9 protein-coding genes and 1 other annotated feature are annotated in these 12,888 nt (G+C 55.3%); all 9 genes read right to left on the bottom strand.

Going from position 1 to position 12,888, the window contains the following annotated elements; genetic code table 11:
- Positions 1-421 precede the first annotated feature (421 nt).
- A complete protein-coding gene (locus HHL08_RS22055) occupies positions 422-1,705 on the bottom strand; it encodes a glycosyltransferase (RefSeq protein ID WP_169575112.1) in 1,284 nt (427 codons plus the stop codon).
- A gap of 11 nt (positions 1,706-1,716) precedes the next feature.
- Positions 1,717-3,396 carry a GMC oxidoreductase gene (locus tag HHL08_RS22060; RefSeq protein WP_169575113.1) on the bottom strand — a complete coding sequence of 560 codons (1,680 nt, stop codon included), beginning with the start codon at positions 3,394-3,396 and terminating at the stop codon, positions 1,717-1,719.
- Between the two features lie 192 nt (positions 3,397-3,588).
- Positions 3,589-5,004 (bottom strand): hypothetical protein, encoded by a 1,416-nt coding sequence (locus tag HHL08_RS22065; protein ID WP_169575114.1) that lies wholly within the window; start codon positions 5,002-5,004, stop codon positions 3,589-3,591.
- 113 nt (positions 5,005-5,117) lie between these two features.
- A protein-coding gene (locus HHL08_RS22070) for an IS3 family transposase (RefSeq protein WP_169575115.1) occupies positions 5,118-6,346 on the bottom strand; the annotation gives its coding sequence in 2 pieces (ribosomal slippage) (positions 5,118-6,058 and positions 6,058-6,346; 1,230 coding nt in all).
- Positions 5,949-6,065, bottom strand: a sequence feature (AL1L pseudoknot). Its footprint overlaps the gene before it by 117 nt.
- A 248-nt stretch (positions 6,347-6,594) precedes the next feature.
- On the bottom strand, positions 6,595-7,608 hold the full coding sequence (galE, locus tag HHL08_RS22075) for a UDP-glucose 4-epimerase GalE (protein ID WP_169575137.1): 1,014 nt from the start codon (positions 7,606-7,608) through the stop codon (positions 6,595-6,597).
- Between the two features lie 54 nt (positions 7,609-7,662).
- Complete coding sequence (locus tag HHL08_RS22080; RefSeq protein ID WP_169575116.1) at positions 7,663-9,786, bottom strand: GumC family protein; 2,124 nt, start codon at positions 9,784-9,786, stop codon at positions 7,663-7,665.
- A gap of 74 nt (positions 9,787-9,860) precedes the next feature.
- Positions 9,861-11,219: an outer membrane beta-barrel protein gene (locus HHL08_RS22085; RefSeq protein ID WP_169575117.1), complete on the bottom strand. Its 1,359-nt coding sequence runs from the start codon at positions 11,217-11,219 to the stop codon at positions 9,861-9,863.
- 115 nt (positions 11,220-11,334) lie between these two features.
- The gene (locus tag HHL08_RS22090; protein WP_206378042.1) at positions 11,335-11,907 is read right to left on the bottom strand and encodes a polysaccharide biosynthesis/export family protein; all 573 of its coding nucleotides are present in this window, start codon (positions 11,905-11,907) and stop codon (positions 11,335-11,337) included.
- A gap of 244 nt (positions 11,908-12,151) precedes the next feature.
- Positions 12,152-12,766 carry a hypothetical protein gene (locus HHL08_RS22095; protein ID WP_169575118.1) on the bottom strand — a complete coding sequence of 205 codons (615 nt, stop codon included), beginning with the start codon at positions 12,764-12,766 and terminating at the stop codon, positions 12,152-12,154.
- Positions 12,767-12,888: the final 122 nt, after the last annotated feature.

A 12,888-nucleotide genomic window follows, 5' to 3' on the forward strand; every position in this document is an offset into this window, starting at 1 on the left:
CCGGCCCAATATCTCCACTGCCGTCCCTCGCTCTGGCTCAGGACGTCCATATCGACGTCCTTATGGACGTCCCTTACGCGCTCACGTCACAGCAAGGCAGGCGGCCTCAACCGGTCGGTTACGGATATTGGTAACCGACCGGTTGAGCTGATCCGTGTTCTTGCATGAAGAGAGCAGATGGTGCGATCGATCGATCCGAGGCGTGTGACACTCCGTATGTTCCAGTGGCCGTAACAGGCCGCTGCTATGTTTGGAACACACACACCGCGAAAACGATCTTGGCCAGCGACCATGGGCGGTCGCACCCAAAGGCCGGACATATGGAAGCAAAAGATCCAATCAAATCACTCGCTCAGCCCTTGCAAGAGGAAGCCGTCCACATATGGAATTGGCGCGCAACAGTACCAAATCCGCAGGAATTCTAAGCTGCACTCGCTGGCTTCGCCGCATGGCGCTCGACCACTGGGTCCAGTACGCCTGCCAAGGGGATGCGTGGTAGATCGTGTAGAACACGGTGATCGTTCCAGATTTTGGATAGTAATTGCACAAGGCCAAACGGTTCTACAGCCTTGGAGACAGTTTCGGGCGTTATGCTTCCGTCCTTCATCTTACTGTAGATTTCGACGATGCGGCGGGCCTGCTCCTCGATTTGATCGGGCCCGTCCTTAATTAGATAGCCTGTGACACCGTCGTAAATTACGTCCTCAAGTTGGGGCAGGTGGCGCGCGACTTCCGGCCGACCCGACGACAGCGTTTCCATTACAATACATGGCATTCCCTCGAAATCCGAGGTGAGTAAGCCGATATGCATCTCTTCAAGCAGCTTACCGATCTGTTCGCTGGTCAACACCCCTTCCCTGATTACGAGATGCTCGACCGCGGAGAATTCAGGCCATACGGTCATGTCCCAATCGCCGACATAATGGAAGCGAACCTTGCCACCGGTCTGCCGATCGAGCGCGGCTATTACCGAGAACATGAAGTCCGGCCGTTTGAACTTATCGAGGCGTCCAGCATACATTAAATGGATCGTATCGTCCTCATCAAATTGGTACGGCGTCGGCTTGAATATTTTTGGATTGGCCCAAGTTGTTAATACATCAAACTTGTTGATGAAGCGTTTGTACTTGGTCTTAAACATTTCGGTCATTGGAGTGGAGACGCCGTACATTTTCACCGACGTTGCCGCCGCAAGATATTCGTTCATGTCCCGTATCCACCAATATTTTCCGAGAACACTAGACATCTTCTGGTCCTTTCGGCCCCAGATATGCATCATCGTGATGACCGGCACGCCCATTGCCTTGAAAATTGGGGCGTATTCAACGCGGCGGATTTCGACAGTGTAATTGCCTTCCTTTAGTATCTTTTTAATTTTGCCGAAATTTTGGATGATCAGCTTTGCGAACTTGAACGTGTCGGAATTGCCGATTCCCTTATAAGTCGGGGTCACTTCGGTAAGGTGGAACAGCGGCAAGAACTTGAACTTGCGATCGCGGAATTTCACCTCAGAAATCTCGCCGAGCGGAAGTTCGCCCGATTCATCACCACCGACGACCAGAAGGTCCATGTCTTCAGGATGATATTCTATGTAGTCGCGCATGTAGGTTTGAATGCCGCCGACTTTCTTTCCGCGCACGTCGGAACTATTAAATAGAGCGACGCTGTAGCGCGGATTGGCGGGTAGATTGCTCATATTGTTCATCGTATCGCTCCTTAGAGGCCCCGATTGACTTTGCTAGTGTTGATGCTGAGTGCCGTTCCGCGCAGCAGCCTATCGGCGAGTCGAAGACCAAGCATTATGCCAGTCATAGTGGGGTTGGCCTGGCCGGACGTCGGTAATACCGCAGTGCTGGCAACCGCTAGATTAGCACAATCGAAAGTGAACAAATCGCGATCTACTACGGCCTCGTGGGAGTTCGTACCCATGCGCGCAATACCGATCTGGTGTGCGCCGTGGCGGGCTTGGGCGAGCACTGTGGCTGCCCGCTCTGTAGGCGGGCACGTATAGTCGAGCCGCGCGATCTTGGCCTTAGCAAGCCATTGTTCTAACAGCACGTGTGTGCGTACCACAGAATTTGCATCCTCGGGCAGGAACCGTAAGTCGATCGATAGGCGAGGCAAGCCAAGTCGATCGCAATCGCTCGTCAGTTGTACGCGGCTATCCGGGTTGGGCAGTTGCTCGCTGTGATAGGACAGGCCGTAGCGGCCACTGGGATTGCGGACGAAGATGCCAGGCATCCGTGTTTTCTTGTCATAACGCTTGCGCAAAAAATCGACGCCGAAAAGCACAGCCGACGGCGCGCCGCGCACCAGGTTAAGCGCGTGGTGCCACAAGGGAGAATCCTCTGGGGTCAAGTTTGCCAGGCGCAGCTTCTCAGCGATCAAAAGCCGTGCAACCGGCCCCAAGCGCATCACCATCCAAATCATCGACAGGATTGCGCTGTCATGCTCAGCATGGCCAATCTGCGGTACTACTGGCCAGAAGGCACAGTTGAGTAACTTGTGTTCACACTGAGTTGCGCCCGAGGGAGCGATGCGGCGGCGGACATAAGAGCCGTGGCTATCGACGCGGAAATCGAAGTTCTTAGCGACAGCGGGCTCGTTGAAAACGATCCGGCTGATCTCACCTACTACATGACCCATGTAGTAGCGGCCGAGCGGGCCATCCATTCCGCCAAAACGAGCTGGTGCTTCTCGCTGGGCGGCGAGTAGCAGGCGCGTGGTCTCCAGCCCGCCTGCTGCCAACACGACCATTTTCACAGGTAGTCGTGTTGTCGCTCCGCTGCGTGAATCGGCGAGTTTGAGCGCAGCGAGACGCCCGTCTTCGGCAAATTCGGTGCCTGTGACCGTGACGTGAGTGCGGACGATCAAATTGGGGCTGTCGGCGATCGCCGCGGCGTGGATGTGCTGTGCGGCTTGGATATTGCCCCAGCGTTCCAGCGGAGTCGCATCAAAACTGCCGTCGCGCGCCGACAGTTCGATGGGAGCTGGCTCAGAATAAACTGGAGCGCCCGATGCGGTGGCTGCGACGGCGTCAGCGAAATAGGGAGAGATGTCGTCATACTCGATCGGCCAGGTCGCACCGATCCAAGAGCGATGCTCGAAATCTATCGGATCATATGGCAGAACCCGCGCACCCCACAGATTGGAGGTCCCTCCCATTTGGCGAGAGGTGGCGACCATCATGTCGTCATGGCGAAACGGCTCGACTATATCGGCGGCAGCGAGCGCCTGAACCTTGGAATCAGCCGATGTGCCACCAGACTCGAGCAGCAGTACACGCTCCCCTCCGGCCGCCAATCGCGTCGCAAGTGCAAGTCCGATTGGTCCTGCGCCCACCACGCATACATGGTTCCCCAAGCACTCAATACCGTCGAGACCGTCTGCAATCATCTGGTATAATGCCCCCAGCAGCTAATGCCTTGTAAACAAGACCTCGCTCCATAGTTTTGCTGCATTGCGGAAAAGCTACTGGCAGTCAACATTAAATACTTTGGAAATCATGTCGCGTAGAGCAGTGGGCAGGTCAGGAGAGCCCATCGAAGATTCCCGTCCGGCATAGCTTGGGGGCAAGTATGCGACCGATCACTGGCCGCGGGTGGCAGCCATAGTTACCTCCTCCAATTGGCGAGACTCCCAGTCGCCGCGGCGCATCGCATACCACAAGGTGGCACCGAGCGGTAGGCTCCACTGCAAGGTGAAGAAGCTAATTGGCACCGGCTGGAGTTCAAATGCGAGGATGAAACATGCCATCATAAACATTTCGGGTGCGCGCGGATGCGTGCTTTGCAGGCCCAAGATGAAAAGCCTCCGGATCAGGTAAATGGTAGCGATCACCGTAGCGATCAGGCCGATAATGCCGTACTGATACAGTGCGCCGAACATGCCCATATCTGCGAGCAGGAACGCTTGGTCGATGACACTTGATTGGATGTTTGGCTGATTAGGGCTAACAGACATTACGCCGATACCGAGCCCCATAGTGCGCTCAAAATGACCCATCCAGTAGGCTGCCGATTGAAGGCGAATTTCGACATTATAATCTTCAATGTAATCGGAGATGCCAAGGGCGAAGATTGGCGCGAGGTAACGATCAAAAACGTAGATACTGGCTGGTACCGCTATGATGATTAGCCCGCCGACCATCACTACTCGCCTTACCGCACCGGCCCTTGAAAAAAGCACGTAAAACAGAACTGCAATCGCCACTGCAGCGAGCGCCATGCGGCTTTCGAAGACCTGAACTATGGTGAAGCCCATTACACCGAGCGCGAAAAACAGCCATATGTTGCCGAGGAGCGACTTGCCTTTTGAAAGGCTGACGATTGTCAACAACAACGCCATGACGCATTCGTTCTTCAAAAAGATGATACGACGCGATTCGTTCATATCAGTAAAGGCCGACATCCTCCGCAATTCGTCGAGCTGGGGAAGATGTAAAAATTGATCTATTATGATTACTCCTGTGGCGATCAAGCCGGTCAGCATGATGCCTAGGACGATGTCCTCTAGGGTCGCCCCGATCCCCCACCAGAGATAATATGTAAGCAGCGGAACGACCATGTACATGGCTGGAACCCAATTTTCATAACCGTAACCATAGACATATCTATTCGAGATAAAGGACACGAGCAGGAACCAGGCGAACAGTCCGATCGGGAAGAAATCAGTGAGGCGGCTCAGCTGGAATGTGCGCGGCATAAAAGCGAGGAAAAGCAATGGGGCCACCAGCGTAATCCCTGCCGCAGTGAATTTGCCGGTCGATGAAGGTAACCCGGCAAGTAGCGTTGCGACCCCTGAAAACAGCATAAATATCAATGCGATGAATATTATGCGGCCCCAGTTTGACTTGATTGGAACGGCCGAGCGGACGAAATGGTTACCACGAAGTCGAGCGGTAGTTCGCATAACAGCCCTTTCAAGCAACGCGAGAAAAACGGGCCAGCAGGCCTGGGGGCTGTCGCTGGATGCGCGTATTAACACCTTAAAGCCGAGGATCAAGTACCTTTAGGACTGCTTGGACCTCGGATCGTCGACAGAAGTACTGAGCTGATGGAGCGTCCCACAACGTGAACTGAACCGCGTCGGGTCTGCCGGAGGCGTTGGGTTGTGAGTCACGCTGCCATATCGATATTGTTTGCGTCAGCATAATATTGATCTTCGGCTTCGGCAGGCGGGATCTTGCCGATGGGCTCCAGCAGCAGACGATGGTTGAACCAATCGACCCATTCGAGGGTCGCGTATTCCACGGCTTCGAACGATCGCCATGGACCACGGCGGTGGATGACCTCGGCCTTGTAGAGGCCGTTGATCGTCTCGGCTAAAGCGTTGTCATAGCTGTCGCCGACGCTGCCAACCGACGGTTCGATCCCGGCTTCAGCGAGGCGCTCGGTGTACTTGATGGACACGTATTGCGACCCGCGATCGCTATGATAGATGAGGCCGCCCCGATGGGTCGGCCGACGATCGTGGAGGGCTTGTTCCAGAGCGTCGAGGACGAAGCTGGCATGGGCCGTCCTGCTGGCCGGCCAGCCCACGATCCGTCTGGCGTAGGTGTCGATGACGAAGGCAACGTAGACGAAGCCTGCCCAGGTAGCGACGTAGGTGAAGTCCGACACCCATAGGATGTTCGGCGCTGGCGCGTAAAACTGACGGTTGACGTGATCGAGCAGGCACGGTGCCGCCTTGTCGCTGATCGTGGTGCGCACTGGCTTGCCCCGGATTACTTCTGCCGACCCCATCTCGCGCATCAGCCGAGCGACCGTACAGCGGGCGATCGGAAAACCTTCCCGCATCATCTGCCGCCATACCTTGCGCACGCCATAGACCGCGAAGTTCTCGGAGAATACGCGCGCGATCTCTGGCTTGAGGACCACATCCTGCTGCGCCCGCGCGGATAGGCGTGCCGGATCCTGTCGCTGCGCGACGCGCTCGTGGTAAGTAGATGGGGCGATCGGCAAGACGCGGCAGATCGGCTCGACCCCATAGGCATCGCGGTGATCGTCGATAAACGCGATCATCGCCGGAACGGGCGGTCGAGCTCCGCCTGCGCAAAATATGCGGACGCATTGCGCAGAATCTCGTTGGCCTGCCCCAGCTCTCGGACCTCGCGTTCTAGCGCCTTCACCTTGTCGGCAACTTCGGTCGGGACACCGGCGCGCTTGCCGCTGTTCACCTCCGCCTTCTTCACCCACTCATGGAGCGTCTGTGGAACGTAGCCGATCTTCTCCGCGATCGACACCACCGCTGCCCATCGGGAGGGATGATCCTGCTCGTGGTCGAAAACCATCCGTACCGCGCGCTCGCGAACTTCCGGCGCAAATTTGTTCGTTGTCTTGGTCATACAGGCTCCACCTACTCAGGAGTTAGAGCCTCCGGCAAACCCGGAGCGGTTCAATTCGCCATGGGATGGCCTCGTGATCAGGGGTTGGTCTCAACAACCAAACCTTCTCATCAGGAGGCCATTCCAGCCAATACTTCGGCATCTCCTGCGTCAGCGAGCTTGTTCAATCAGCCGCACGAGTCAGCACTCAATCTTGTTGGCATAACTACACCTGTCCGTCCCAAGTATGCTGTAATAATTTTCTGAGCTCACGCCGAAGAGCCTATTCTGCGACTGATCAAAACCATTTCCCATGAAAGAGCGTGAGTGATGATCAATTCAATGTCATCATACTGCGGTATCCAAGGGAATGCATTACGGATGGCGCGATTGTCCGAAATCAGCGCGGCAGGATCGCCCGCCCGGCGCGGGGCCATGATGCGCTGGATGGGATTGTTGGTGGCTCGGTCCACAGCATCGAGGACGTCCAGCACCGAAAAGCCTCGGCCATAGCCGCAATTAAGCAGATGATTGCGATCCGGCTCCGCCATCAGCGCTTCGAGCGCCAGCACATGGGCGGCGGCAAGGTCGCTGACATGGATATAGTCGCGGACCCCCGTGCCGTCAGGCGTGGCGAAGTCGGTGCCGAAGATGGCGACGCTCTCGCGCTTGCCCAAGGCGGCTTCGACGGCGACCTTGATCAGGTGGGTCGCGCCCGCCGTCGACTGGCCAGTGCGCCCCTGCGGATCGGCCCCCGCGACGTTGAAATAGCGCAGCGCGCAGAAGTTCATGGGATGCGCCGCTGCGACGTCGCGCAGCATATATTCGGTCATCAGCTTGGACATGCCGTAGGGATTGATCGGCTGTTGCGGCGTATCTTCCCGCACGGCTTCGACGTTCGGCGTGCCATAGGTGGCGGCGGTGGATGAAAAGATGAAATGGGGTATGCCAACGCGCACCGCACTGTCGATCAGGTCGCGGGTCTTGGCGCTGTTGTTGTGATAATATTTGAGCGGGTTTTCGACCGATTCCGGCACGACGACGGAGCCGGCGAAATGCATGATCGCGGTGATGCCATGGTCGCGCAGCGTAGTTTCAACGAGCGGCTGGTCAGCAATGTCGCCCTGCACGAAGGGCACATCGTCGGGGACGGCCCAGCGGAAGCCGGTGACCAGATTGTCGATCACGACCACGCCATAGCCCGCGTCTTTGAGCGCCAAGACGGCATGGCTGCCGATATAGCCAGCGCCGCCCGTGACCAATATTGTCGGTTTAATATCCATCAACTCGCTCTGTATCTCAGAATTCTCACCCATAATCATGCCAAAATCACTTATTTATGCACTCTGGTAATAGGATGAGTACTTCTTTGAGTAATAATAATAAGCGCCAACAGACTGCGAGCTCGTATCGACCATTGTAAACATCGCTCCAACCAAATTAGCTCCATCCGACTTGAGCCAAGAGGCTGCAGAGTTGACTGCTTGGGTCGGGGTCGCATCCCATTTGATGGCGAGAATTACGGCATCAGCGAGTGCAGCCAGGAAACGGCCATCGGCTAGGCCGACCAAAGGCGGCAAATCGAGAATGATGGTCTCATATCGGGTGCTCAATTCGTCCAATATCTTGGGCATCAGATCATTGCCAAAGAGGTTCTCGGAACTGAAATACGGTTTTTGGACGATGATCTGATCGAGGTTTTCAAGGCCGCTCTTCTGAATGGCTTCGTCCAATGTCGCTTCGCCATGCAAAAGTTCGACAATACCAGGGCCCGGATGGACATCGGTAATCTGGCGAAGCTGAGCGCGCCGAACGTCTGCATCCACAAGTATCGTCCGGCCACCATTTAGTGCCATCGTACGAGCCATGCCTAGTGCTGTCGTAGTCTTGCCTTCGCCTGGCAAGGCGGACGTAAAGGCAATGATCTTTGGCGGCACTTCGCCCTTCACTCCTAGAATTGACGCGCGGGCGTTGCGAAGGGCTTCGGCGAATTGAGATGTGGGCTTGTCAATCAGCAGATCAGCAGGCCGAGACATTTTGCGGACATTAGGTACTGCGGCAATCAAGGGCACGCCAATTTCGTTCTCGACATCCTCCACCGTGCGCATGCCCGATACCATCATCTCCTGCGCGGTAATGGTTGCGATCCCAGCACCGACGCCGACAATCATTGAAAGGAGAATGAAAAGTGGCTTGTTTGGCCAATAGGGTGATTGAGGAGCCTCCGCAGTATCAATGATCTGAGCTTGCGCAATGGAATTTTGTGCAGCTTGACGCGATTCCAGTGCTGACTGAGCGAGGCGATCATAAGCTTCATGCTTACTATCGGCGTCACGCTGCATGCTAGCAGCAATGACTGATGCACGAGCATTGGTGGATTGCTTTTCTTCCAAACGTTCCATCGCCATACGCAAGCTACTTGCGCGAGCTTCAGCTGCATCTGCATCAGCCTTGAGTGATCGGATGACACGCCCAGCTTCATCGCTCAATTGCTCATCAATACCAGCCAATTGATCGCGGACCTTGATCAGATCGGGATGCCGACTACCATAGCGAACTTGCATTTCACCCATGCTCTGGACGAGCAGAGTGCGTTGCCGACGAAGGTCCTGTATGGTTGCAGAGTTACGTACATCAGAGACGGCGTAAAGGTGGCCGCTCTTGACCTGCTGCTGTGCCGATATCTGCTTTGAACGCGCTTCCGCGGCAACTGATTCCGCACTGGCCAATTGAACCGATAAAGGGCCCACCTGCTGATCCGTAATGGTGCCCTGATTATTCGAGGCACCCCTGACAATCCCAGCCTGTGCTTGATATTGAGCGACCTTTTCATCCGCAGCACGGACCTCTGCGGCCAGTTCGTCCATGCGCTTCTGAATCCAGACCGACTGCCGCTCAGCGGCCCCAATCTTGTTGCCAACCTTATTGTCGAGATATGTGCTGGCATAGGCGTTAGCGATGCGTGCAGCTTTCTCTGCATCATGGGAATCGAAGCGGATCGCCATGATGTAGGTGAGCTTTTCCCGTCCAACGCTTAAATGACTGCGAACTGCATTCGCGACAATCTCCAACTGGTCTTCTTCACTAACGGGGCCATTTTCCTGGCGAGCGGTGACTGACCCGTTAAATTCTGGATCATCGATGAGTTTGAGGCGCTTTACAACATCGCGTGAAATATCGAGGGAGTTGATCACTGCGACCTCGGTTTCGATCGCTTCGCTAGCGAGTTGGGCCTGCGCCTCGTTGGCGCTGCGGGCGAGGGGGTTGCGACTTGGATCAAGCTGGATCCTCGTCACGCCCTGATAGGAAGGCGTCAGTTGCAGGGTCAGGGCGATGCCAAGGACGGTGATCACGCCAGCGACAACTGCCAAGGTGAGGTAACGACGTCGAAGGACCTCCTTCACGGACCGGACCACGTCCGAGAGCCGAGCCTCGTATCCCGCTGTACTGGAAATTTTCATGTCAATCCCGATCCCTTGTCCCCACCACGCGGCCAGACTGCTGACACGTGACCCCGGAGGATATAGCCCTTGCCTTATCGTCTGATGCGCACTGACACAATCGCCCGAAACTCATCAAAAGCATTTCCTAAATTATTGCCGTTTGGCGTGGATGAGCCATAGCGGATATTGCCACCAAAGCTCAGGCCTCGCGTCATCTGGAACCGAGCCGCAGCGCCAACAGAAACGACATCAGTCCGCTGGTCGAGTTCCTCATAACTGCGACGCGCGACGTCGGCGTCCAGAGTTAGAACGAGATTTTCCAGCAACTCATGATCGACCCGCATGGTGGCGCGGTTGTCTAGATAAGCACCTGCACCACCAAGTCCGGCATCCTGAATTTGACGTTGTGCAGTTAAGCCGATTGTAGTTAGTGGCGTTGGGAAAAATTCCACCTTGGCCTGAACCGACAGTCCGGAAGCGTCCGGGTAAAGTTTAGATTTATAGTCACGGTGACTATAGCCTGTACCTACGCTTCCGCGCATTAATCCGGCAAGGTCAAAATTAACACCGCCTACAAACATATAACCAGTCGAATCTCGATTTGCCTGCCCATTTGCTATCAATGCATCATATTCATTACGATCCAGAACAATCTGACCGTACACGGACAAGCTGGGAGACAGAGCATAGTCAATGATGCCAGTCAGGCGATCCATAGTCCGATCTCGCGAGCGCTGATCACGGGCAGGCCGATCGGCAAATGTCACGCGATTAAATGTATAGCTCGATCGGTCTACAGAACCAACCAACCGCGTGCGCCCTACGGTGTAACTCGCCTTCATGTTTGCAAGAGTTTGAAGATAGCTTGACACATTGGTAGTATTATTGATCACATCGTCTGAAAACGGAGACTCAAAACGCCGCCCCACAGTCCCTGAAGCTTCTATAAAAAAATTCTGGGACACATCGAGACGACCTGATGCATCGATCTTCCATCCATCTTGATTGCGAACGGAGGCTTGGGCATAGCGCCGCAGATCGCCGGTCGCTTCCAATATTAGTCGATGAACCGCCCAGTCAGAGGATATTCGCAGATTAGGCTCGACTATGACAAAGGCATCACTCTGACGATTGTCATTATCGTTATAAACGTTGTTCGTCACGCCCGGAGAAACGGTAAGTGACGGGTTGAGTATCCAGTTTCCCAGCCGATACCCCAAGGGAGCAAAATCGGGGTGTTGCCGTTCCAGCACGCTGACATTTCGGTCGCGCCCATAGTCTGGAGAGATGACAGGCTGAATGAGTGTGGTGGTCGATTGAGCATGCGCCATCGCTGGCACAAAAAGCGCTGATCCGTGTAAGCCCACCAACGCTAGACGACCAAAGAAGCCACGCGTCGTTCTTCCACTGGAAGATGTATGGCGATGCCTTAAACTCAATACGACCATCATCTAAGATTGCCGGGTGAGAGGGTGCCTGAGCTATTTTTGCCGGAATTGCCGCATTTGCCGACGCCCGCTCGACAGTTGCAGCTTTTCTGTTCGCCTCCCAATGTACCAATCCCGATCAGAAATAGCGCTCCGCAACACGTAAGGTATCGCCAGGCCAGACTCGGAGATTTGGCGTAAGCTCATATACCTGCTCGACTTTCTCGCCAAAGCGCCGGATGTAAATGGTCTTCTTGGTCGCGCGCGGCGTGTAGCCTTCAGCCGTCGCTACGGCATTCATCACCGTCATGCCGCTCGCATAGGGATATTGACCTGGAGCTTTCACTTCACCCAGCACAAAGAAGGGGCGGTAGGCAACGATCTCCATGTTAACTTTGGGGTCTCGCAGGTAGCCATTGGCGAGCAAAGATTGGACCTGGACCGTAACCTGATCGAGCGTTTTGCTGACGACTGGTACATTGCCAATGAGCGGCAGCGACAGATCGCCGTCGGAACTGACCGAGAATTCACCCGACAGCGCGGGTTCACTAAAGACGGTCATACGTATTTTATCGCCAGCCCCCAAAGCATATGTTTCGGAGATGTCCGTACTGGCAACATAGCGATCTCCCGATGAAATCAGCATGTCATTCTTCGCGCATGCACCAAGGAGCAACGCTGCATTAAGGAGAAGAAGGGCAGGAATCTTCACGCGTGCATTATCCTTGTGGATGCAAGATTTGCAGTAAGCCGTATAACGAAACGGCGATGGTCGCAAGATATACGCGTTCTAAATATCCGATTGATTCACGTTGCGTTGCCGCACAAAATGGCGGCTCCGTCGGCTGGAGGAAAAATCTGAATTGCCGATTGTATGCCGGTCACCCCATTGTGTCGTGCCGCCACGGAATGACTCGGTTTTCGACGGTCAATCCGGCGACCGGCTCGTCATCGTTTTATGGTCCTTCAAAGGCCCGCCGTGCCGAGGGCGAATGTTGTGACTTCATGATTGGGCGATGACGATGGCCAGTAACACGGCACACATGATCCATCAATGCACGAACCAGCGCCCGAACCTGATCAGCCTTGAAGCTGCCGTCGGAGTAGACACCGTCAGTTAGGTGGCGTCGGTTCCACTTCCAATAAGGCGCTAGAATTTGCATCAGTCGGATCGTCTCGGTGCATTCGCAACCGAACCCGGTGACGTTGGCGTAGGCTAACGATCGGTCAACGTGAAGGCCGACATGCCGAGCGCACCAATCGTCGGGGAAACCCACGTCCAGGAGATGGGATGACAAGCCGAGTTGCACGACGATACCGGCTGAATAGAGGAAATCGGGCCAGTCGAGAGGCACTTCGGGTACAAGAAAAGTCATAAATTCTTCGGCCCGGCGGTAGCGTACGCGGCTGAGGTCGCGCCCCTCCCGCGTGCGCCGAAGCTTGACCGGTTCGGCGCCGTAGGTCTCGCACAGGTCTGTGAGAGCGGAATTATCGTTTGTCGATGATATCAACGACGTTGGCGGCATGGAACTCAATGCATGCTGTGATCGAACAGGAACAAAATGGTTCATCGTTACCTCCGGTCCACATCGGGGCGGTCACGCGGGACGGAGGAGACCGATGCGGAACAGGCCCGAACTCCCGCACGCTAGGCGCGGGAGCCGCCGGAGCTGGTAACATGCCTGTGACATGC

This window comes from Sphingobium psychrophilum, from assembly GCF_012927105.1.
GTDB lineage: Bacteria > Pseudomonadota > Alphaproteobacteria > Sphingomonadales > Sphingomonadaceae > Sphingobium > Sphingobium psychrophilum.